At 58.4% G+C, this 23,206-nt stretch carries 19 protein-coding genes; 18 read left to right on the plus strand and 1 reads right to left on the minus strand.

Annotated elements, in window-relative coordinates:
* Positions 1–97 precede the first annotated feature (97 nt).
* From ASG68_RS10075 to ASG68_RS10090, 4 genes are read left to right on the plus strand one after another with little or no spacing between them, the layout of a single operon-like run.
* Complete coding sequence (locus ASG68_RS10075; RefSeq protein ID WP_062609614.1) at positions 98–970, plus strand: ABC transporter substrate-binding protein; 873 nt, start codon at positions 98–100, stop codon at positions 968–970.
* 59 nt (positions 971–1,029) lie between these two features.
* Positions 1,030–1,968, plus strand: coding sequence for an amino acid ABC transporter permease (locus ASG68_RS10080; protein WP_082553997.1), 939 nt, complete (start codon positions 1,030–1,032; stop codon positions 1,966–1,968).
* A complete protein-coding gene (locus ASG68_RS10085) occupies positions 1,965–2,726 on the plus strand; it encodes an amino acid ABC transporter ATP-binding protein (RefSeq protein ID WP_062609616.1) in 762 nt (253 codons plus the stop codon). Before ASG68_RS10080 ends, ASG68_RS10085 begins: the two co-directional genes overlap by 4 nt.
* A gap of 10 nt (positions 2,727–2,736) precedes the next feature.
* Positions 2,737–3,681: an ornithine cyclodeaminase family protein gene (locus tag ASG68_RS10090; RefSeq protein ID WP_062609618.1), complete on the plus strand. Its 945-nt coding sequence runs from the start codon at positions 2,737–2,739 to the stop codon at positions 3,679–3,681.
* Positions 3,682–3,836: 155 nt separating this feature from the next.
* Here ASG68_RS10090 and ASG68_RS10095 read toward each other — a convergent pair whose 3' ends face one another.
* The gene (locus ASG68_RS10095; protein WP_062609619.1) at positions 3,837–4,115 is read right to left on the minus strand and encodes a helix-turn-helix domain-containing protein; all 279 of its coding nucleotides are present in this window, start codon (positions 4,113–4,115) and stop codon (positions 3,837–3,839) included.
* A 366-nt stretch (positions 4,116–4,481) separates the two neighbouring features.
* Here ASG68_RS10095 and ASG68_RS10100 point away from each other — a divergent pair, with 366 nt between their 5' ends.
* The 14 genes from ASG68_RS10100 to ASG68_RS32335 all read left to right on the plus strand — a co-directional run bounded on the left by ASG68_RS10100 (position 4,482) and on the right by ASG68_RS32335 (position 23,201).
* Positions 4,482–4,856 carry an HNH endonuclease gene (locus ASG68_RS10100; RefSeq protein ID WP_062609621.1) on the plus strand — a complete coding sequence of 125 codons (375 nt, stop codon included), beginning with the start codon at positions 4,482–4,484 and terminating at the stop codon, positions 4,854–4,856.
* A gap of 716 nt (positions 4,857–5,572) precedes the next feature.
* On the plus strand, positions 5,573–6,559 hold the full coding sequence (locus ASG68_RS10105; protein WP_062609623.1) for a BMP family protein: 987 nt from the start codon (positions 5,573–5,575) through the stop codon (positions 6,557–6,559).
* 12 nt (positions 6,560–6,571) lie between these two features.
* Positions 6,572–7,978, plus strand: coding sequence for an amidase (locus tag ASG68_RS10110; RefSeq protein ID WP_062609625.1), 1,407 nt, complete (start codon positions 6,572–6,574; stop codon positions 7,976–7,978).
* Positions 7,975–9,495, plus strand: a complete 1,521-nt coding sequence (locus tag ASG68_RS10115; protein ID WP_062609627.1) for an ABC transporter ATP-binding protein — start codon at positions 7,975–7,977, stop codon at positions 9,493–9,495. The genes ASG68_RS10110 and ASG68_RS10115 overlap by 4 nt, the downstream gene beginning before the upstream one ends.
* A complete protein-coding gene (locus tag ASG68_RS10120) occupies positions 9,485–10,534 on the plus strand; it encodes an ABC transporter permease (RefSeq protein ID WP_062580999.1) in 1,050 nt (349 codons plus the stop codon). Before ASG68_RS10115 ends, ASG68_RS10120 begins: the two co-directional genes overlap by 11 nt.
* Entirely contained in the window at positions 10,531–11,475 is a 945-nt protein-coding gene (locus ASG68_RS10125) for an ABC transporter permease (RefSeq protein ID WP_062609629.1), read from the plus strand. Before ASG68_RS10120 ends, ASG68_RS10125 begins: the two co-directional genes overlap by 4 nt.
* A gap of 16 nt (positions 11,476–11,491) precedes the next feature.
* A complete protein-coding gene (locus tag ASG68_RS10130; protein ID WP_062609631.1) occupies positions 11,492–12,784 on the plus strand; it encodes an amidohydrolase family protein in 1,293 nt (430 codons plus the stop codon).
* A 337-nt stretch (positions 12,785–13,121) separates the two neighbouring features.
* The gene (locus ASG68_RS10135) at positions 13,122–14,411 is read left to right on the plus strand and encodes a calcium-binding protein (protein ID WP_062609633.1); all 1,290 of its coding nucleotides are present in this window, start codon (positions 13,122–13,124) and stop codon (positions 14,409–14,411) included.
* A 212-nt stretch (positions 14,412–14,623) separates the two neighbouring features.
* Positions 14,624–14,833, plus strand: a complete 210-nt coding sequence (locus ASG68_RS33020) for a hypothetical protein (protein WP_062609635.1) — start codon at positions 14,624–14,626, stop codon at positions 14,831–14,833.
* Between the two features lie 424 nt (positions 14,834–15,257).
* Positions 15,258–19,124 carry a hypothetical protein gene (locus tag ASG68_RS10145; RefSeq protein WP_062609637.1) on the plus strand — a complete coding sequence of 1,289 codons (3,867 nt, stop codon included), beginning with the start codon at positions 15,258–15,260 and terminating at the stop codon, positions 19,122–19,124.
* Positions 19,125–19,259: 135 nt separating this feature from the next.
* The gene (locus ASG68_RS10150) at positions 19,260–19,961 is read left to right on the plus strand and encodes a hypothetical protein (RefSeq protein ID WP_156384854.1); all 702 of its coding nucleotides are present in this window, start codon (positions 19,260–19,262) and stop codon (positions 19,959–19,961) included.
* Positions 19,962–20,128: 167 nt separating this feature from the next.
* On the plus strand, positions 20,129–20,950 hold the full coding sequence (locus ASG68_RS10155) for a DUF3800 domain-containing protein (RefSeq protein WP_062609641.1): 822 nt from the start codon (positions 20,129–20,131) through the stop codon (positions 20,948–20,950).
* Between the two features lie 730 nt (positions 20,951–21,680).
* Positions 21,681–22,208, plus strand: a complete 528-nt coding sequence (locus tag ASG68_RS10160) for a hypothetical protein (RefSeq protein ID WP_062609642.1) — start codon at positions 21,681–21,683, stop codon at positions 22,206–22,208.
* An 837-nt stretch (positions 22,209–23,045) separates the two neighbouring features.
* Positions 23,046–23,201 carry a hypothetical protein gene (locus tag ASG68_RS32335; protein WP_244484177.1) on the plus strand — a complete coding sequence of 52 codons (156 nt, stop codon included), beginning with the start codon at positions 23,046–23,048 and terminating at the stop codon, positions 23,199–23,201.
* Positions 23,202–23,206: the final 5 nt, after the last annotated feature.

Consider the following 23,206-nt stretch of genomic DNA (forward strand, 5'->3'; position numbering starts at 1 on the left):
CCTATAATGTGAGAACGTTCGCACAATTTCACATCCAAGGCAATCGGATGGACCGGTGGACGCGGGAACTGAGGACAAAAGGGGAAGGACCACAGAGATGGCATACCAATCGGGAATAAACCTGTTGCGGGCAGCGAGCCTTGCCGGGGCGCTGTTTGCGTCCGCACTTTCCGCGCATGCCGCAGAAGGCGACAAGGCGCTGCACGATGCGCTTTCGGAAAGTTACAAGTCCAACGGCGTCAACATCGCCGTCTTCAACGACTGGCCGCCGGATGAATTTGTCGAGAACGGCGAATTGAAAGGCTGGAGCGTCGATATGGCCAAGGCCATGTCCGAGCGCCTGGGCGTGCCGTTCAAGTTTGATCCGACCAGCTTCGACGTGATCATTCCAGGTCTTGCCAGCAAGCGTTACGACGCCGGCTTCTCGTCCTTCGGTGTCACCACGGAACGTCTCGAAGTTCTCGACTTCATTCCGCAGCGCAAGGAAGGCACCGGTTACGCTTTCCTGAAAGGCAAGGATCTGAAGCTTGGCGAAGAGAAGGATCTCTGCGGCCATAGCGTCGCGCTTCTCACTGGCGCTTGGGACTTCCAGTACCTGACCAAGGTCAGCGACGAAACCTGCGTTGCCGGCGGTCTCAAGCCGATCGAGCTGCAGCAGTTCACCACACAGAACGCAGCGGAACTTGCCGTTTCCTCCGGCCGTGTCGAAATCGTTGCCGCGGGCTCTGCGAAGCTTGCCTATCTTGCCAAGCAGACAGGCAAGTTCGATATGGCCGGCTTCATCAGCAATGCCGTGTATAACGGCATCGGCGTGCGCAAGGGCGATCCGCTCGGCCCGGCGCTCAAGGGTGCGCTTCAGGCGATGATGGATGATGGTTCCTACAAGGCGATCATGGCAAACTGGGGCGTCGATGGCGCGGGCATGCTTGATAAGGCAATCCTCGTCACCAAGGACGACCCGAATCCCTGATCCTGCATAAGGTCCGGAACGCAGATCCGTTCCGGACCCCTTCTGAAGAAAGATGCAGCATGGCTGTTTCAGACAAGACGCCAGTCCAGCGACCGGACATTCACTCCGCCAAACTCGTCGATGTCTTCCATCCCTCCTGGTGGATTGGTGGCGCTGTTCTGCTCGGCTTGGCAGCGCTGTTCATAAGGCTCCTCGTGACCAACGAGAACCTGCAATGGAGCGTGGTCTGGCAATATCTGTTCAGCCCGGAAATCCTCGCCGGGCTCGGTCGCACTCTGATGCTGACCTTCCTCTCGATGATCATCGGTTTGATCATCGGCACGCTCATCGCCATCATGCGGCTGTCGCGCAATCCGGTGTTTCAGGCGGCAAGCTGGGCATGGATCTGGTTTTTCCGCGGCGTTCCGCCCCTGGTGCAGCTGGTCTTCTGGTACAATCTTGGACTGCTGATCCCCGAGGTGTCGATCGGCATTCCCTTCGGCCCGACCCTCTGGTCCGCCGAGACCAATCAATTGATCACGCCGCTCAGCGCCGCCTTGCTTGGGCTGGCCTTTACCGAAAGCGCCTATGCCGCTGAAATGATCCGTGCCGGCATCCAGGCGATCAATGTCGGCCAGACGGAGGCGGCTGCCACGCTCGGCATGACCCAAGCCCAGACGCTGCGCCGTATCGTGCTGCCGCAGGCGCTGCGCATCATCGTTCCGCCCATCGGCAACGATACGATTTCGATGTTGAAATTCACCTCGCTTGTCAGCGTGCTGGCTCTTCCGGACCTCTTGTATTCGGCCCAGATGATCTATTCCCGCACCTATCAGACGATTCCGCTGCTGATCGTCGCGACGATCTGGTATCTGGTGCTCTCCACTATCCTGACGCTGGTCGAGCATTACATCGAACACCGCCTGAAGGACGGCGCGCCGATCGATCTGCAGCTGGTTCTGAAGTCCTTGTTCAAAAGCAAGTTCTGGGGCCTGCGCCGCGGGGAGGTGATGCCATGATGCCGCTTCTGAATGTCGAGCGCCTGTCGAAGAGTTTTGGAACGCATCAGGTTCTGAAGAGCATCGATTTCACGGTTTCCGCTGGCGAAGTTACCTGCATCGTCGGCCCTTCCGGTTCCGGCAAGAGCACGCTCTTGCGCTGTCTCAACTATCTCGAAGTACCAACGTCCGGTGCGATTTATCTCGAAGGTGAACCGGTTGGCGTCCGCTGGCGCGGCAACAAGCTTTTCCGCATGTCGTTCAACGAGCTTTCCGTGCAGCGCCAGAAGATGGGAATGGTGTTCCAGGGCTTCCACCTCTTCCCGCACAAGACGGCGCTCGAAAACATCATCGAGGCACCGGTCATCGTCAAGGGCAAGAGCCGGCAGCAGGCGACGGAAGAGGCCCTGTTGCTGCTGGACAAGGTTGGCCTGCGTGAACGGGCCGATTATTACCCGAAGCAGCTTTCAGGCGGCCAGCAGCAGCGTGTCGCAATCGCACGTGCTCTTGCGATGCAGCCGACGCTCATGCTGTTCGACGAGCCGACCTCGGCGCTCGACCCCGAGCTGGTGGGCGAGGTTCTCGCGGTCATGCGCCAGCTTGCCGAAGAGGGCATGACCATGGTGGTCGTCACCCACGAAATGTCCTTTGCCCGGGATGTGGCGGATCATCTCGTGTTCATGGATGGCGGTGTCATCGTCGAGGCGGGCAATCCGCGCGACGTTTTGAGCAATCCGCAGCACAGCCGCACACGCTCGTTTCTTGCCCGTGTTCTCTAAAGGAATTGAAATGCGCCACTTCGATGCCGAGCAGGTTCATCGTGTCCTTGATTATCCTGGTCTTGTCGAGGCATTGCGGACAGCCCATCGCAGTGGCGCGATGCCGCAGATGCATGTCACCGTGCTGAGCGACAGCGAGAAGGAGGAGAACAAGTTTGTCTCGCTTCTATCCTGGGCCGCTGGCGATGTGATTGCGGTCAAGATGGTGGGGGTTTTCCCAGGCAATCCCGGTTTATCGCCACCGCAGGCCTCCGTGCAGGGGCTGGTCGCCTTGTTCAACGGCAAGACCGGCGGCGCGCTGGCCACCTGCGATGGTGCTGCCCTCACGTTTCGCAAGACGGCCGCCGATTCCGCACTGGGCGTCGATCTTCTGGCAAACCCGGATGCTGAAGTGTTGCTCGTGGTTGGTGCCGGCGGGCTCGCGCCGCATGTCATCGAAGCGCATACCAGCGTGCGGCCGGCGATCCGGAAAGTGCTGATCTGGAACCGCAACTTTGCCAAGGCCGAAGCGCTGGCGTCTGAACTGCGAAAGGGCGGGCGGGAGATTTCGGCCGTTTCCGTTCTCGACGATGCTGTCGCGCAAGCCGACATTATCTCCTGCGTCACCATGGCCACCGAGCCACTGATCCGCGGCGCACTCCTGAGGCCCGGCACCCATGTCGATCTCATCGGGGCCTATACGCCCGAAATGCGCGAGGCGGATAACGATGTTGTCCGGCGGGCCGGTCGGCTGTTCGTCGATACGCGAAACAACAGCGAGGGCTCTGGAGATGTGGCGGGGCCGCTTGCCGCCGGCATCATCACACGCACCGACATCGTGGCGGATCTCTTCGAGCTATGCAGCGGCCTCAATACGGGCCGTCGTTCGCCGGAGGAAATCACAGTCTATAAGAACGTCGGCGGCGGCCATCTGGACATGTTCGCGGCCAAACATCTCCTTGCGATAGGAACATGAGGATACCTGTTGGTTTCCGCGCAGTCGCGTGGAAATCGAGCAAGCGTTGGTCTAAACATATAAATTAGCTCAACTATTTGTCCGCATCCCGACCGGCTCATTCTGCGCGGAAACAAAATGGCTTCCCCTCGGCAGTTCATCAGGGCTAAATCAATCTAGCCGACCTGTCCGGTGAAACGGGGCAGATAGCCGAGATCGTCGTCGGTTTCCGGAGGAGGGGTCGGTGTCGTGGATTTCAGATCGCCGAGATCGATGCCAACCGTTCGTGCCGCGATGAGGGATTTTTCGAGTTGGCAGCTGGGCTTGCCGTTCTCCAGGTCGACGATGAAACGTTCACCGGTCCCGCAACGTTCGGCAAGCTGGGCCTGGGTCCAGCCCTGCTTTTTCCTGTGTTCTCGAACAAGTGCGCCGAACTCTGCGGCCGAACGGATCATGATACGCTCTCCTGATATCGAGCTTACCGTACAGGAAGAATTTTTAAGAATCCATGAAAACTTACCGAAGAGGAAGGAATCTCATCCATCTGGGAAATCCTCCCGATCGGGAAGGTGCAAATCCTGTACTTGATCACCATGGAAGTTTTGTTAAGCTGAGGTCGAATGGAGGCGAGACGATTTGCTCGCCTAGAGTTTTACACGAACTCGTCAGCGAAATGTCCAATAAGGCGCTCGTACTGTTCAAAGACTGCGGAGTGACGTATATTTACGTCGTCTTGTGCGAGGAACATCCTCCCAACTGAGGGGTGGCCGTATCCGGCCATTGCACGTCCGCTTCAGCAATGAAGCAAAGGACGTGGACTCATGCCATCAAACAAAATGAAGAATCTGAGAAAACAGGCTGCGCAGCGCCAAGGCGGGCGATGCTTCTATTGTGAACTGCCGATGTGGGACGACAGTCCACGAGAGTTCATCGTGCACTATGGACTTTCGCCGGGTCTGGCAAAGCAGTTTCAATGCACGGCCGAGCATGTCGAAGCGAGAAGAGATGGCGGCAAGGACGTCGCACCGAACATCGTCGCTGCCTGCCTCTTCTGCAACACAACGCGACACAAGGCGAAGCATCCCGTGGACGCGACCACCCACGCTGCCGTCGTGCGTTCCAGACTGGAGAAGGGCAGGTGGCACCCGCCGCAGGTAAAAACCGCCTTCTGCCAAAGAACAGCGCCACCGGTCTGAGCCGTACAGGCTCCGCGATCATCCCGATCGCGAGATCAAATCAGGGTCAGACAACGCTCGAAAAACGTCGACTTGCCAAAATGTATCGCGCAATGTATCGCTCGAAGTATCGTAATCGGGCTTATCTGTCAGTATATTGGCGGAAACCCTCTGGTTTTGCTCTAATTGGGGAAGAGTCCCACCCTCTCCGCCATAACTGAACCATGGACCACAAGGTCTTCCCCTAAATATGCTTGATCTCTAACGGTCTTGTTATGCGTTGTCGCAATTGACGCGGGCCAAACTCTAGGCACGAGTCGGTTACCGACGCCTCAGCCTGCTTCCTACTAAGATGAGCTTTCTACTTGCTCTCACCTTCAAACTTCCGCGTTGAAGTCGCTGTTGTCGCAAGTGTCGTGAACCCACTCATCGTTATGACAGCATGAGACTGGATCGGAAGGGCCTCACAAAGGCTGCCGGTGGTAATGATCAGGCCTGCAGGGACACTTTCCGTCAGGCTGTTCGCGAAGAGAAGAAAGGCGGCGACCGGGTCATCATTGGGATGCCAACCGGGACCGGTGCCGGGATAATCCGTGACTGCGCTCCAGGAGAATACTGCGCATGACGTTAATTTGAAATGTCATGCGCTCAATTTATGTGCACTCGACATCCTTGACTTCAAATTAGGCGCCCACTAACAATTTTCACCAGTTGGTAAAAACTGGGGAACAGATCAAATGACCAGCAAGCTTCTTATGTCTCGGCGCGGCGTTCTTGCGTCGGGTCTCGCACTGAGCGCATCCGCATTCATACCATCCGTCCGTGCCGCCACGCCGATTAAAGTCGCTGGCATCCACGGCTCGCCCGTCGAAAATGCCTGGAACTCGGTGCTGCACAAGGCGCTCCAGGACGCAGCTGCAGAGGGGGCAATCGAATACGTCTTCTCCGAGGGAGTGTCCGGAACAGACTATCCCCGCGCAATGCGCGAATATGCTGAACAGGGCGCCAAGTTGATCATCGGCGAGACCTTCCCCGTCGAGAAGCAGGCCCGCGAAGTCGCGGCTGACTATCCGGAAACCGCTTTCGTGATGGGCTCTAGCGGCAAGGAATCAGGCGATAACTTCGGGGTGTTCGGCACCTGGAACTTTGATGGCGCCTACCTCGCCGGCATGCTGGCCGGCAAAATGACCAAAAGCAACGTTGTCGGCTCCGTCGGCGCAATGCCGATCCCGGAGGTCAACATGCTGATCAATGCCTTTGCACAAGGCGTCAAGGCAGTGAACCCGGATGCCAAGCATTTGGTGACCTTCATCGGCACCTTCTTCGATCCGCCCAAAGCGCGAGAAGCGGGTCTTGCGCAGATCGACGCTGGCGCCGACATCCTGTTCGGCGAACGCATCGGCACGGCGGATGCTGCCAAGGAACGCGGCATCAAGTCGGTTGGCTCGCTGATCGACTATACACCGCGCTACCCGGACACGGTCTTTGCGAACGCGCTCTGGAATTTCCGTCCCATCCTCAACGCCGCCATCGCCGATAACGCTGCCGGAAAACCGACAGGCCGGGACTATACGAGCTACGGCCTGATGAAGGAAGGCGGCAGCGACATCGTGTTCGTCAAGGGCGTGGCACCCGCGGAAGCCGAGGCTGCGATGGAAGCCAAGCGCGCCGAGATCAAAGCTGGCACGTTCGAAGTTCCGAAGGTCACGGACGAGCCGAAGTAATAAGGCTCGGCAATGCGGGATGATGCAACATCGACGGCTGAGGCGATCCGCGGGGGTCGCCTCAGTGCGTTGGAAGCCATGCAGGCTGCACTTGAACAGGCGGAACGCTGCTCAGACCTGGGCGCCATCGTATATCTCGACAAGAATCTTGGACTGGATGCAGCCCAGGCCATAGACGAACAGCTGGGCAATGGGACTGCCGCCAGCATGCCCTTCGCCGGCGTTCCCAGCCTCGCGAAGGATCTTGGCGGACCATTTCACGGGCTTCCTGTTGCGGCTGGCTCGGGCATGATCGATCGGCGATCGGTGCAAGCAGACTCGGATCTTGCCGCGCGCCTTCGCAGTTCCGGCCTCTGCTTCTTCGGGCTTACCACAGTGCCCGAAATGGGGCTGTCGCTGTCCAGCGAGCCGGTCGTTGGACCGCTCTGCCGCAATCCGTTGGAACCATCCTTAACGCCCGGTGGATCCTCGGGTGGCGCCGCCGCTGCAGTGTCCGCCGGCATTGTCGCGATCGCCCACGCCACCGATGCAGGAGGTTCGATCCGGGTCCCTGCGGCTTGCTGTGGCCTGGTGGGCCTAAAAGCGAGCCGTGGCGTTATGCCTGCCGGCCCCAGCTTCGGGAACCATCTCGGCGGCATCGCCAGCGAACTTGCAGTCTGCCGCTCGGTGAGAGATCTCACCACACTATTCCAGTGCGCCAGCGGCACCTCGCGTGGCCCGTTCGCAGATCCCCATCTGCCGCAGCCAAGATCCGGCTCGCTGCGAATTGGTCTCGTCACCAATTTCGGCAGTGATTTTCCCCTTGATCCCGACCGTGCCCTTGCGATCGAAGCCGCCGCTCGTTCGCTGGAAGCAGAAGGCCATAGGATTGTGCCGATCGCCTGGAATAGGCTTGAAAACGCCGTCGCGGCCAGTGGTCGCGCATTCGCTGACATTATTGCCGTCAATCTTGCAAATTATGTCGATGCGGCGAGCCTGGACGTGCAGAAAGCCGAGCGTCTTACCCGAGCCTTTATCCTCAAGGGTCATGCGCTGACCGGCCAATCCCTCTGGGCGTCGCTGGATTCCAGCGTTCATGCCAGCAGGGCTATTTGGGACATCTTCGAGGAGGTGGATTGTCTGTTGACGCCGATGTTGTCCAGTGCCCCGCTACCGCTCGGATCCTTCTCGTTTGACCATGATGATACAGAGCTGCATATCCAGCGCATGACAGCTTTCGCCCCGCTTGCGTCCCTAGCCAACATCACAGGTTTTCCGGCTATCACGCTGCCGTTTGGCACGGACGAGACGGGCTTGCCGCTGCCCGTTCAGCTTTTGGCTCCCATGGGCCATGACTTGCTTCTGCTGGCACTTGCCGCTTCGCTGGAGCAGGAGGGCCGCTGGCAGCACCGCTTCCCCGTCGCAGGATTGCACGCATGAACAAGCCCGTTCTTGAAATCATTGGCGTCAGCAAACGGTTCGGCACGACGCTGGCCAATGATGACATCTCGCTGTCCCTGGCCAAGGGCGAAATCGTGGCTCTGCTCGGTGAGAACGGTGCCGGTAAAACTACGCTAATGAATATTCTCTTCGGTCATTACGTGCCAGACAAAGGCCACGTCCTGGTCGACGGAGAGGAACTGCCGCAAGGCAAGCCCCGCGCGGCAATCCGCGCCGGTATCGGCATGGTTCACCAGCATTTTGCACTGGCACCGAACCTCACGGTGATCGAGAACGTCACGACCGGGACGGAAAGTCTGTGGTCGCCAAGGTCGCGCCGGGCCGAAGCACGAGCCAAGCTGATTGCCATCTCCCAGCGCTTCGGCCTTAAGATCGACCCGGACGCAAGGCTTGGCGACCTCTCCGTTGGTGAGCAGCAGCGCGTCGAGATACTGAAGGCACTTTATAACGAGGCGCGAATTCTCGTTCTCGACGAACCAACCGCGGTTCTGACCCAGCCCGAGGCCGAACGACTGTTTGCGACGTTGAAGGACATGGCGGCCCAGGGCTTGTCGTTGATCTTCATTTCCCACAAGCTGGACGAGGTCATGTCTGCTGCGGATCGCGTGGTGGTTCTGCGGGGAGGGCGCCATGTCGCGGAACGCAAAGCTTCCGAGACCAGCAAGTCCGACCTCGCCGAATTGATGGTCGGCCGCACCGTAACCCGGCCTGTTCGCGAACCATCGACCCCAGGCGAACTGGTTCTGGAGGCAGCAGCCATCACCGTTCGGTCCGGCGGCGTCGACAGGCTTAAAGCGATCGATTTCCGGCTTCGTGCGGGAGAAGTGCTTGGCATTATCGGCGTTTCCGGCAATGGACAGACAGAACTGGCGCAATTGCTGTCGGGGACGTTCGCCAAGACGAGTGGCGACCTGTTGCTTTTCGGGTCGGCGACCGATTCCCTTTCCGTCGCCGACGTGGTTTCGGCCGGTATCGGCCGCATTCCCGAAGACCGCAACAAGGAAGGCGCCATTGGCGAGATGGCCATCTGGGAAAACACTATCCTGGAAAGGCTCGCGTCCTTCTCACGGCAAGGGCTGGTGGATCGCAAGCGCGCCATTTCCCTCACACAGAAGATCATCGATCAGTTCGACGTGCGTGGCGGAACGCCGACAAGCCGTATTCGCCTGCTTTCAGGCGGAAACATGCAGAAGCTGATCCTGGGGCGTAACCTCATCGACCGGCCGCGCATCCTGCTTGCGGCACAGCCGGCGAGAGGATTGGACGAGGGGGCGGTCGCCGCTGTCCACGAGCGGCTTCTCGACGCGAAGCGACAAGGGACAGCCGTGCTTTTGATCTCGGAAGATCTGGACGAGGTGATGGCACTTGCTGATCGCATTCAGGCCATCGTCGGCGGCAGACTTTCACCGTCGATTGCTGCGGAAGAGGCGTCGGCGCGTGAGTTGGGATTGATGATGGCAGGCGAATGGAAAAACGAGGTGACGCATGCGGTTTGAACGGCGCGAACACCGTCCGGTCGCTCTCGTCATTGCGACCCCGCTCATCGCGATCGTCGCCGCGCTTGCGATTGCCGGCATTCTGATCGCAATTGCCGGCGCGCCGGTCTTCGAGGCTTATTGGCGCATTCTCTTGGGCGCTTTCGGCTCTCGTCTGTCGGCAACCGAGACTCTTACCCGCGCAACCCCCTTGATCCTTACCGGACTTGCGGCCGCCGTCGCCTTCCGCGCCCGACTTTGGAACATTGGTGGAGAGGGGCAGCTTTATCTCGGCGCTATCTCCGCCGCATGGGCCGGTTCGCATCTCTTCGGCACATGGCCTTCCATTGTGCAGATCCCGTTGCTGCTTGCCTTCGGTGCCGTCGCCGGCATGATCCTGCTTCTTGTGCCACTGTGGCTGAGATTACGCTTCTCCGTGGACGAGGTCGTGACGACCCTTCTCCTCAACTTCGTCGCCGTGCTCTTCGTATCGATGTTGATCGACACCGTTCTGAAGGACCCGATGGCCTTCGGTTGGCCCCAGTCGCAATCGATATCCGAAGCCGCGATGCTACCGAAGCTTCTCGCTCGATCGAGGCTCCATTTTGGCCTGGTTATCGCAATTCTGCTGGCACTCGTTCTCGCCTTCGTCCAGTCACGAACGGTATTCGGCATGCAGTCGCGCGCAGCCGGCCTAAACCCGCAGGGAGCCGCCTTTGCCGGAGTGCCGCTGTGCAAAACCCTGGTTAAGGTCGCCTGCATCTCCGGAGGACTTGCCGGTCTTGCCGGTGCGATAGAAGTCATGGGTGTCCAAGGCTACGTCACGACCGATCTCTCGCCAGGCTACGGCTACTCAGGCATCGTCGTTGCCATGCTGGCCAATCTTAACCCACTCGGGGTGGTGCTAGCAGGGCTCTTTACCGCCACCATGTTTGTCGGCGCCGATGGCATGAGCAGAAGCCTTGGAATTCCGAGCTATATCGCCGATGTCATCGTGGCCCTTTCTCTTCTGTCCATGCTGGTCGCCGTATTCTTCACTCAATACAGGATCCGTCGATGAGCGCCGTTTTCGATATCATCGCATCTGCCGGGCTTTGGGCCGCGGTGCTTAGGATAGCAACGCCGCTGATCTTCGGCACACTCGGCGCCCTGTTGTGTGAACGGGCAGGCGTGCTGAACCTCGGCATCGAAGGCATCATGACCTTCGGCGCGATGATCGGCTGGCTTGCAGTCTATAACGGGGCGGACCTTTGGGCGGGTTTGCTACTCGCAGCCTTGGCCGGCGGCGTCTTTGGACTGCTGCATGCCGGGCTGACCGTCACACTCGGACTGTCGCAACATGTCGCCGGTCTTGGCTTAACATTGTTTGCAGGGAGCTTCAGCTATTTTGTCTTCCGTCTGGCCGTGCCGGTCGCAGGAACACCGCCGACCATCACGCCATTCCAGCCGATTGCAATCCCAGGCCTGAGCGACCTTCCCTTTGTCGGCCCCGCCTTCTTCACGCAAACGCCGCCGACCTATCTGGCAATTCTGCTTGCGCTGGTGCTTGCCTACATCGTTTTCCGGACGCCGCTTGGCCTTGCAATCCGCATGACCGGCGAAAACCCGCATGCGGCCGAGGCGCAAGGCATCAATCCGATGGCTGTTCGATATGGCGCTGTCATCATTGGCAGCGCCTTGATGGGAATGGCTGGCGCCTTCCTCACCCTATCGGCATTCAACAGCTTCTTCCCGACCATGGTGCAGGGCCGCGGCTGGATTTGTATCGCACTTGTTGTGTTCGCCTCCTGGCGACCGGAGCGTGCGCTTTTCGGGGCGTTGCTCTTCGCCTTTTTCGACGGATTCCAGCTACGCCTCCAGACTGTGCTCGGTGGGGCTGTCCCTTACCAGCTGTTCTTGATGATCCCCTACATCCTTTCGATCGCGGCGCTCGCGGTCATGGCGCGACGTGCTCGCGTGCCACAGGCATTGATGCAACCTTATCGGCGCGGCGAGCGCTGAGCGGAGGAAACCAAACATGTTCGACCTGATTATCCGAAATGCCAATCTGCCTGATGGGCGCCAAGGCATAGACATTGGACTTTCCGGCGGCAAGATCGCTGCGATTGAGAAAGGCCTTGCGGCATCGGCAGGAGAGGAGATCGATGCAACCGGAAGGCTGGTCAGCCCACCCTTCTGCGATCCGCATTTCCATATGGACGCAACGCTTTCGCTCGGCCTACCGCGTATGAATGTCTCCGGCACCCTGCTGGAGGGCATCGCGCTATGGGGCGAATTGCGTCCGATGCTTACCAAGGAAGCTCTCGTGGATCGCGCGTTGCGCTACTGCGATCTCGCCGTCAGTCAGGGCCTCTTGTTCATCCGCAGCCATATCGATACCTCCGATCCGAGGCTTGTTACGGCGGAGGCGCTAATCGAGGTTCGCGAGCGGGTGGCCCCCTATATCACGCTCCAGCTCGTTGCCTTCCCGCAGGATGGATATTACCGCACCGCCGAAGGCGAGAAATCCCTGGAACGCGCGCTCGACATGGGCCTCGACATCGTCGGCGGTATCCCGCACTTCGAGCGGACGATGGATGACGGACGCCGCTCGCTGGAGGCGCTCTGCCGCATCGCTGCCGAACGGGGGCTTCCTGTCGACATCCATTGCGACGAGACTGATGATCCAATGTCTCGCCATATTGAGACACTGGCTGCCGAGACGGTGCGCCACGGTCTTCAAGGAAGGGTAGCGGGATCACATCTGACGTCCATGCACTCAATGGACAACTATTATGTCTCGAAGCTCATTCCACTGATGGCCGAGGCCAAAATCAATGTGATCCCCAATCCGCTGATCAACATAATGCTGCAGGGGCGCCACGATACCTATCCGAAGCGTCGTGGCATGACCCGCGTGCGCGAGTTGATGGATGCCAGGCTCAACGTCTCGTTCGGTCAAGACTGCACGATGGATCCGTGGTATTCGATGGGCTCGGCCGATATGCTGGAAGTCGGGCACATGGCAATCCATGTGGCGCAGATGGGCGGCATCGAGGACAAGAAGAAGATTTTTGAAGCGCTGACAGTGAACTCGGCGAAAACCATGGGGCTCGAGGGCTACGGCCTCGAGGTCGGATGCAATGCCGATCTGATCGTGCTCCAGGCTGCCGATGTGGTCGAGGCTCTCCGGCTCAAGCCTACCCGGCTTCTGGTCCTGAAGGGTGGCAAAGTGATCTCCCGAAGTGCACCGCGTATCGGCGAACTCTTTCTCGAGGGTAGGCCAAAGAACATCGATCCCGGCTTGGACTATGTGCCGGCAGCGCGCTGACTGTTCGGTCAGATATAGGATGACTCCGGTGTTGCCTTAGCCGATACGGAGAGAACTGCAGCATCCTTCGACCATGTTGGTGACATGGAACAATTGCGATACCACTTAGGAATGTGACTAGTCATAATGGGCACATTACTCCTCACACTTAACAAGTAGGAGATCGTGTCCGGGGATTTAGGGGGCCACTACACGCAGCCGCGCGGCGTGGTCAAAATCGTGAATACGCAAATTTGATGTTGAGGTAACAAGCCCTCCGGTTGCATTTACCTTGGCGGACATTTACACGACAAATGCAACGCAAGATGGTGGCCGCTGGCCGCCGACCGGAGGACTTATGCCGACAATCAAGGGTACTGCGAAAGACAACAAGTTGATCGGAGACAGCGATGTCTTCGGCGTCACGAACTACATCTACGGTTACGGCGGCAACGACACCCTTGAAGGCGGCTTTTCTGCATCGAATTACATTTGGGGTGGGATCGGAAACGACACCATCGAGGGCGGCTCCGGGCTAAATCGTCTCTACGGCGAGGATGGCGACGATAAGATCAGCGTGTTCTGGGCTGCTCCGGACAGCCAACTATTCGGCGGCGCTGGTAGCGACACGTTGGTCTCTGGAAGTTGGACTGATGGGTTTCATATGATGGGCAGCGCTGGCATCTACATGGATGGCGGCACCGGTGCTGATTTGATGATTGGCGGCAAGGGTGGTGACGTTTTCATCATCGATAATGCGAAAGATCAAACCGTCGAAACCTTCGTGCCGCAGTTCGACAATCAAGTTGATCCAGTCGATACGGTTCGAGCCAGCGTTTCTTACACATTGGCGACCGATGCGCTCGTTGAAGTCCTTGAAACGGTGAACGCCACGAAGGTCAAAGCGATCAACCTTGTCGGGAACGCTATCGCCCAGACCATCAAAGGAAATGCCGGGAATAACATCCTCGATGGCAAGGGCGGCAATGATGTCTTAATCGGCGGTGCCGGTGCGGATGCTCTTATCGGCGGCACCGGAAGTGATACGGCGAGCTATGCTGCCGCGACATCTGGCGTAACCGTAAGCCTAGCGAAGGCCTCTATCAACACCGGGGAAGCCTCGGGGGATACTTTCGACTCCGTCGAAAACATCACCGGCTCCCGGTTTGCCGACAAGATTTATGGGGACAAGGCTGCCAATAAGCTCGTTGGCGGCGCGGGAGATGATTTTCTCTCTGGCAGTGCCGGGAAAGATGCGCTGAAGGGTGACGCGGGGAACGACAAGCTCAACGGCGGTCTGGATAGCGACACTTTGACGGGAGGCAGTGGCTCAGACACGTTTGTCTTCACAACGGCGCTTGGAGCCGCAAACGTGGATCGGATCACGGACTTCAACGTCACGAACGACACCATCCAGTTGGACAACGCGATATTCACGACGTTTACGAAACTCGGGGCAATCAGCGCCACGCAGTTCGTCGCCAACAAGACGGGGCTAGCGACAGACAAGTTGGACCGGATCATCTATGAAACGGACACTGGCAACATTCTTTACGATGCGGATGGCACCGGCGCGGGAAAGGCCATTCACTTCGCTACTGTTGCCGCGGGGCTCTCATTTTCGGTAGCGGACTTCATTATCGCGTAGTTGTTTGCAATCGCCTCCTCGCGAAGGCGAATTTGCTCGAGTGCAACCACATCTCTTGAAATGGTGGGATCCGCCTTCTGAAGTTGCAGGGCGCGATACTCAACCGCTAGATCGAAGAAATCCTTCCGATGGATGCGCCCCAGCAAATCCAGTGCTGCCTTCCAGTCTCTCGAAATCAATGCCATGCGAGCCTGTAGCTGCCATGCGTCGTATTGCCTTCCGGCTGCTATTGCCATTTCTACGGTCTGCGGCAATGCCGTTGCATCACCGTTCTCAACAAGAATTGCGCAGCGGCCATCGTCGAAGAAAACATGCTGCCGGGCGGGAGTCGCTTCTTCCCCAAGCCCTGTGACGACCTGACCATTACCGAAGCGATGGCGGGGCTGCTTTCGGGCGGCCAGCCGAAGACCAGCACGATCTGATGCAGAAACAATTGCGATCCATATTTCGCCCGCCCGACGGACGTGATCTGCTTACTTTAACGGATGCCCGCTTCCGGTTGGGTGTAACCATAAGGTGCACCCGCCTTTATGAGGGCGCGAAGCGGGCATGATTTCCGCTCTCGCCTGCTGACAAGTACGGGGCCGGTAGTGGACAGGCAACTCCTGGCGGCGGAGCTTCCGGAGCGGACATTCAAGGTTGACGCGGGCATCGACGTGATCTGCCCCACTGGACACTCCCGCCGTCACGTTCGCGAACGGCAGGTTGTGGACGGGGAGCCGAAAACTCATGTTCTGCTCAAGACGGCATTTGCCTCGTTAGTCAGTCAGTCCTAAAAGGCTATGGAGGATTCGTTCCATTAAGCAGAATTCGTAGTCTTCCTGGAGTTCCTTTCTGGACGGATAGATGGTCTTCGAAGTATCCCCCGACTTCATCAAGACGCTCGACAGCGTTATGCTGGTGAGGCTGATGAAACGCCTCATGCTGGCGGAGTGCCGGCTGACGGATATTCCGCTTCGCGCCGCATCGGTGCCGTTGCAGGTCACTGTTCCGGACGGCGGCGAGGATGGCCGCGTTGAATGGACGGGCGGCGTCGGCTCGACTGCCTATTTCCCCCACCGGCTAACGTTGTTCCAGTCGAAGGCGCAAGATCTGACCGAGGGGCGAATCCGCGGCGAGATTTTGAAGAAAGCTAAGGGTGGCAAGACCACAACCAACGACGCAGTTCTGCAAGTTCTCTCAGGCGGCGGTGCCTATGTCGTCTTCTGTTCCCATCCGATGATCCAGAAGAAAAGGGATAAGCTGGTTGCGGCGATCCGAAAAGCCATCACGGACGGCGGAGACGATCCGAATAAAGCGGCTGCCATCGAGATTTACGACGCTAACCGGATAGCAGATTGGGTTTTCACCCACCCCGCGGTGGCATTGTGGCTGGCCTCCTATCAGCGTGGCCGTTCGGTGGGCGGATTTCAATCGCATGAGGGCTGGGGCAAATCGGCGGGCATTCACGATGTGCCATGGGTGCCGTCCGATACACCGCGCTATGTCCCGGTAAACCGGAACATCGAAGAGGCTGAGCGCAAGGACGGTCGGATCAACGCCTGGAGTTTCAATCAGTGCGTTCAAGCTTGTCTTGGTGGATTGGAGGACAAGGACCGCATCATCCGGGTTGTTGGCCCGTCAGGCTTCGGAAAATCCCGTCTTGTCTATCAGATGCTTACGGATGGAGCGGCAGTTGATACTCAGGTGGCAACTCGCTCCGTCATCTATGCCGATTATTCCCTCGTTGAGGAAGAAGTCCTCAGGCTGGCGCTTGAAATCGCCGATTCAGGATCGAACGTCATACTGGTCGTCGACGATTGTCCCGATGACGTTCACCGCAAGCTCGCGGATTCCGCAGGCCGAGCGGGTTCGCAACTCAGACTGATCACGATCAACGTCGAGACGAAATTCACAAACGCGAAGGGGACAATCACGCTTCGCCTGGAGCGCGCTGACGACGCCAATATTGAAGCGATCGCAAAGAGCGCCGCTCCGGCGCTTCGAGATGCGGATTCCCGGTTTATTGCCGAACTGGCGAACGGCTTTCCACAAATGGCGGTTCTGGGTGCGCAGCAGGGCGATGGGCGCGACATTATCAACTCGGCCGAGCAGGTTCTCGACCGGGTAATCTGGGGCGGCAGGACGCCAAATGACGAAGCGCAAAAGGCGCTGGAGACATTGAGCCTGTTTGAATGGGTCGGTTTCAAAGGCCAGGCTTCCGCTGAAGCAGCGTTCGTGGCGGAGAAGCTTGCCAGCATGCCGCCCGCGCAATTCACCGATCTCATACTGGGCTTTCATGCGCGCGGGATCATCGACGTCCGCGGCAGCTTCTTCCAGGTGCTTCCCGTGCCGCTCGCGGCGCGGCTCGGCGAGAGCCGGTTGGGCCGCCTGTCGCCTGAAGCGCTTATCTCATTCTTTTCAGATGCACCCGAAGAACTGAAATCGAGCCTGTTGCGCCGCATGCGGTGGCTTGACAATTCGCCGACAGCAAAGGCCTTTGCGCGAGCGCTGCTGGCTCCTGAGTGTCTCGGAAACCTTGCTGCCCTCAACACCGAGTTTGGCGCCAAGTGCTTTGATCGGCTCATTCACGTCGATCCCGATCGGGCGGCGGAGACGATTCACCGTGTGCTGTCGCCGCTGACCAATGACGAACTCAAGGCGATCCGCGTTGGGCGCAGCTACCTCATTTGGGCATTGGAGAAACTGGCCTTCCGCGCGCAAAGCTTTACCCGCGCCGCCACGTTGCTGCGGCGTCTGGCGGCGAGTGAAACGGATGACGGCTATAACAACGGCGCTAGCGGCCACTTCAAGCAGTTGTATCAACTATACCTTTCCGGCACGGAAGCTGATCCCGCCACCCGCCTGCTGGTTCTTGAGGAGGGAATGCGCTCGCCGGATGCGGCGGAGCACCGGCTTTGCGTCGGCGCGCTCGAAAGCATGCTGACGACATCCCACTTTTCCAGAAGTGGGAGTTCCGATGAGATCGGCAGTTCGCAGCGCCTGGAGGATTGGCTTCCGAAGACCTATAGCGAGCTGTGGGATTTTCATCGCGCCGGCCTTTCCCGGCTCACTGACTTTGTGGTGTCGGACGGACCATATTCCGGCCAGGCCAAGAAAGGGATTGCGCGTCATCTGCGTGGGCTGCTCAGTTCAATTCCATTCGAAGACGCGCGCGCGGCCGTCATGAGAATCGTTGCGCACGCAGGAGTCTGGGCGGATGCCATCGAGGCGGTCACAAGCTGGCTGTATTTTGACGCGCGGAAGAACGAATCGGATCAAGTCTCGAAGGTGCGCACGCTGTTCGATGAACTGGTGCCGGACGATCCGGTCGAGCGGGTTGTGGTTTACACACATGGCTGGCCTGCCGATCTGCATGATCCCGACTCCCGGTACGACCGCTCGCCGGGGGTGAAGCACGATTTCGAGTATTCGGCCCGCGAAGCTGCGAAGCTAGCTCCGGTTATCGCCCAGGACAGCAAAATGCTCGACCGGACGCTCGACGCGCTGTGCAGTGGCGATGGCAAGAATGTCTTTGGTTTTGCGCGCGAACTGGCCAGGTCGAGCAGCGATCCGGTGGCCGCGTTCAAGCGGGCAGTCGAATATCTGGACAACAAGCCGGCGCAAGCAAACCGGCAATTATTCGGCGGACTGATTGCCGGCACCGACGACCGGGACAGCGAAGCGGCGCGCGAATGCGTGCGCCTGGCCCTCCAGACGCCTAAGCTCAGTGATTACGCGATCTCCATGATTGGTTCCGGCAAGCTCCAGCCAGCAGATCTAGCCATGGTGATTTCCCTTCTGGAAAGTGGGGACGTTGAGCCGTGGCAATCCGTGACACTGTCCTATGGTCAACGTCTCAACCATCTCTCGGCTGACGATCTTCAGCCGCTGCTTGATGCTCTTACGCGTATGGGCGCGCCCGGCCTCTGGGCCGCGATCGAGATCGTGTTCATGTATCTGTACGATGGGCGGTCGCCCACACGCACACTCATTCGAACGGTGAAATCGATTCTTCTTTCTCGCGACCTGTTCGGTGGCGTTAATCGGGGGACGATGGACGGGCACTATTTCCATGAATCCGTATCGTGGCTCGCTAAACATAACGCCGCCGATGACAAGTTCGCATGCGCGATGACCAAACAACTTGTGCGCCTTGCAAGGTTCGCGGACAGCGACATCTTCTTCGCACTCGACGATCCGGCACGCGCGATCCTTCAAAATCTGATCAAAAGCCATCCGCGGGAAGTCTGGGGCGAACTGAGCAGGGAATTTGACGGTACGGACCCGATGCGTCGTCATCGGCTGGGCCGGCTCCTGCAACAAGATCGGGAAGACTGGCTCGGCGCCGGCATGCTATTTGAACTCCCACGTGAGCTTTACATCGACTGGATTCGCGCCGAACCTTCGGCGCGAGCAGCGCTAGCAGTGTCGTGGCTTCCGGTTGCCATAGAGCAGCGCGACGGATCGCTGGCATGGCATCCGGCAATGGCTGCCTTCGTTGAGGAATTCGGTGACCAGCCGAACGTTCTCCGCGCTCTGTCAGATCGCCTTCGTCCCAGCACATGGTCAGGGTCACTCGCGGGATACCTGGAGCCTCTTGTACCGCTTGTGTCCGGCTGGCTCGCGCATTCCTCGCCTGCCGTACGCGCGTGGGCCGCTGCTGCGCTCGATGGTCTGCGCCGCCGGATCGATTACGAGCGAGAGGACGACGAAGATCCGTACCGCCCATAAATCAGTGGGAAGAGTGAGTGACATAATGCAATGCGACCTGGCATCAGGAGATCAGCATAGCGTCTGAATGCAGGCTTTTCACCTTCGGGCGGGATGGCCGCTCACGGCAGACGGGCAAACGCGTGATAACCCGCAATGTCTGCTTCCAACCGGAAATCATTTCCGTTACTGGGCCGGTTGCGGACTGTTTTGCTACAACCAAAAGACAGTGCCAAAGCCGAGGCGATGGTGTGCGCCAGTGAAGCGGTTGTAGGATACGAGAGAGCGATGTCAGCAGACGAAATGAATAGGTTGATCCGACGAGGACTGGGCGCCATCGTCGCTATGGATGTGATCGACGGCAAGTTGGACGAGGAATTCGAGGTGTCTCGAGCAATTGAAATCACCGAGCGGGCCAAGTGGAGCAAGGGTCGCGTTGCGCCTCCGGCTGATCTAACGGCGCAGTGGGATCTGGATCCGGCACGTTTCTATCTAGCCTACGATGGCAACGACCCTGATTGGCATCCGGGAGTCCAGTTCGCATTGATCGAAGCCGACGTGGCCGATGTCCATGGAAAGCTGACGTACCACTCTAGCCGTGACAAGGATCCATGGCACAGACAGTATAGGCGTGGGAGTGAGGGAACCGCTTTTCGCTGGTTTAAGGGGCTGCCTGTGACTCCTCCGCTGATCAACCGCGTTGGCGATCAGATCGGTATCCAGGGCGGCAATCACAGGTACCACCTCGCGCACTACTACGAGACCGACAGGATGCCCTTCTTGGTGCTGAACGAAGATCTGGCTGCTGTGTTTGACCTTCTGCCGACCGCCGTCGTCAGGACTGAACCAGCCGCCTGACTGCCGCCAGCATCTAGCGACATTCCTTACCGACCGCCGCAAGCTTGACCAGGTACTGAGCGACATAAAGGTGGATGATGAAATGGTAGTGAGCAAAATTCATGTATTCGCGGGCATCAGTAGTCGAGTAGAACGTTTCCGATCGACTGCTGCCACGAGAGATTGCCTTGCCTGTCACCTTGAACCTCTACCTCGATGATTCCGGAACTAGACATCCCACCCACAAGGTCGGGAAGAAAGCGGCGCACGGGTACGACTGGTTCGCACTCGGTGGCATCCTGGTTCGAAGTGACGAAGAGGACAACGCCCGAGACCTTCACGCAAAGTTCTGTGAGAAATGGGAAATCACGGCGCCCTTGCACTCGTCGGAAATCAGATCGCAGAACGAGAACTTCGATTTCCTGCGGGGCTGGGAGACGGACAAGCTGGGAGCATTCTACGAGGAACTTTACATTTTGATGCGAGAGGCGCCCGTGGTCGGTATCGCGTGCACTGTCGACCGTCCCGGATACTGTGGACGATACCTCGAGCAGTACAAGCAGAATCCTTGGATGCTCTGCAAAACCGCATTCACTGTCGTCGTCGAACGCGCCGCGAAATACGCTATCGCCGAGGGCATGAAGCTGCGCGTGCATCCTGAGCGCTGCAACAAGGCTGAAGATGCGAACCTGGAGGGCTACTACAAGGCTCTAAAGGCGGAGGGAATGCCGTTCGCTAAGGACAATTCCGATAAGTACGGCCCCTTGACCTCCAAGCAGTTGGCCCAGACGCTCTACGAGTTCAAGACCAAGCAGAAGACTTCGCCGATGGCGCAACTGGCGGATCTGTATCTATGGCCGATCTGCATGGGCGGCTATCATGCCAGCAATCGTCCTTACCAGCGCCTGACCGACGACGGAAAGCTGATTGACTGCCGTATCAAGGAAGACGAGCGGCCGATGCTCGGATCCAAATATAGCTGCTTTGAGAATGTCGAACGGAAGGCCTAAAACTCAAAAAGCCTCCGACGTTTCCATCGAGGCTTTTGGGCGACCGCAAAGGCGATCTCGTGGGCCAGGCCCGACCAAATAACTATCGTACCCCATGATTTGTTGCAAGGAATTTTTCGTTAAACCGAATTAATCTGACGGCCGTACGAACGCAACATTCGTCGAAATCATGTACGAACTGGCATCGCTAGTTCTCTCGTAACCTATCACCAAGCCGCTGTTGTTGTCGACATCCCACCGCGCGATGACGTCCACCGGCACCGTCCGCGCGGCTGCCGCCTTCGTCGATGAGACGCTCGATCCCCACCGCCTTGCCCACAGCAGGCTGCGATGTTGATGGTTAGCGGGCATTCGCTCTCGTGTCTTATATTAGTATTCTGACGAGAAGTATAAGATATGATCACAAGCCAACTACGGATGACGCGCCAGCTAACATATAGCTGCATTCTTAGGCCGATTTCATGTCAGCTTCTAGGTACTTTCGGATACGGCGAGAACGGCAGAAATGAAGGCGCGAAGCGGAAATAATCTCCGCGTCGGGGCCGAAAGCAGTCCGACAGCTATAGGAGCCGGCTGGCGAAGAGCGGACATTTCGACGCGGATCGACACTCACGATCGGAGGAAGTCGTCGTGACCCTTACGTCTACGACATTCCCGAAGAACTGCGTGTCATGACACTTCCTGATTTCGACGCGCCCGTCTAGGAAGAGACCAGCAACGGGGGAGCGTCATGGAAGATTGGACAACGAAGGAAATTGTCGGCACCATCATTGCCACCGGCTTGGTGTCGGCAATCTTCACGACGGCAATGGGGTGGATCGGCAGTGCATTTTCGTCGTGGCTCAAGACAAGGCAGGAGCGTTCCTATCTAGCAAGCCGTGTCGCCGCCGCACTCGAGAACTACGCGGCACAATGCTCGTCGCTCTGGGGCGACGTGAGCAGTGAATACGATCGGTACCAAGAAGTCTCGTCATTGGCTCTGCCGCGTCCGCCACAGTTTCCCGCAGACGCGGACTGGCGGTGCATGGAGGTCGGATTGGCCTACAAGGTGCTCACGTTCCTGAATGACATCGATGCCGAGGACAGGTATGCGAACCACGCCCGGCACTTTGAAAACAACCCGTTTCAGGTGGCATCTGGAGCCCGCGACAGCGGCGAACGGGCACTGGCACTCGCCGCCGAAGTCCGGAGGTCCATCGGCCTGAAGATTGATCAGGACCATGAGGCGGCGCTGGCCAAACTTTTCCCGAAGAAGTGAGCGCCGCAGCTCATCTGCCAACAACTGACCCAAAGCGGGTGCCGGCCCGAGCCACGTCTGGGAGCCCCAAAAATTGCCCGATTACAGTCTGCTTTCGGGGAGGTCGCCAAAGGAGCTGAACGGCTGACTTGAGGGCGCGAAGCGGACATGATTTCCGCTCTCACCTGCTGACAAGTACGGGGCCGTAAGCGGACCGTCCCTTCTTGAAAGCAGGGAATAATATAGCTGACATAGAGTATCGGCGCCCTCCATGACCGCCTCCGTCCCTCATTCCCGTCGCTCACCGTGGCAGGCTGGCCGCGATCACGCCGCTGTCGATGAGGAGATCGCTGCTGGTGATAAGGTGGCCGTCCGGTCCCAACAGGATTCCCGCGGCGTTCGCGATCTTAGACGAAGAGCAGGCGACCGACCTCGCCCTGACATCGATCGCGACAAAAGTCGTGAACCAAACCGCCGAAAAGGCAGCGTAAAGAATCCGTCCGGCCCGCTTCGGCTGGCCGGATTTCTATCCTTTCGCTTACTGCGCGACCGGATCGAGGTCCAGTCCAGGTCGGCAAAGCGGTCATCACCTCTCTAAACCTTAACGGGCTTAGACCCAATGGTTGATTTCCAGGACATCAGAATAGTCGAACTCGACGATGCCGCATCGGACCTGCCGAAAGCGGTCCGTTGATGGACATGGTTCTGAAGCTTTCCGACAATGTTCCCGTCGACTGGGAGAAGTTCACGGAGACGTGGGGCCAAGGCGCGCTTGCGATGAGGCGACAAGCAGTTGTCCAAGGAGATACGCTGACCTCCACGTGCATGGTATATGAGCTTCAGGATCAGATTGACGAGTTGAACGACGTTATATCCGCGACCAACGATACCTATCGGCTACTCGTCACTGAGGCGACGGCACGGCAGGATGCCGAACTCAGAGACTTGAAGGCCAATCTACGGTATGACGAACTGTCGGTAAACGCATGGCGTGGCTCGTTGAGGAATGCATAGCTCTT

The organism is Rhizobium sp. Leaf453 (assembly GCF_001425605.1).
GTDB lineage: Bacteria > Pseudomonadota > Alphaproteobacteria > Rhizobiales > Rhizobiaceae > Pararhizobium.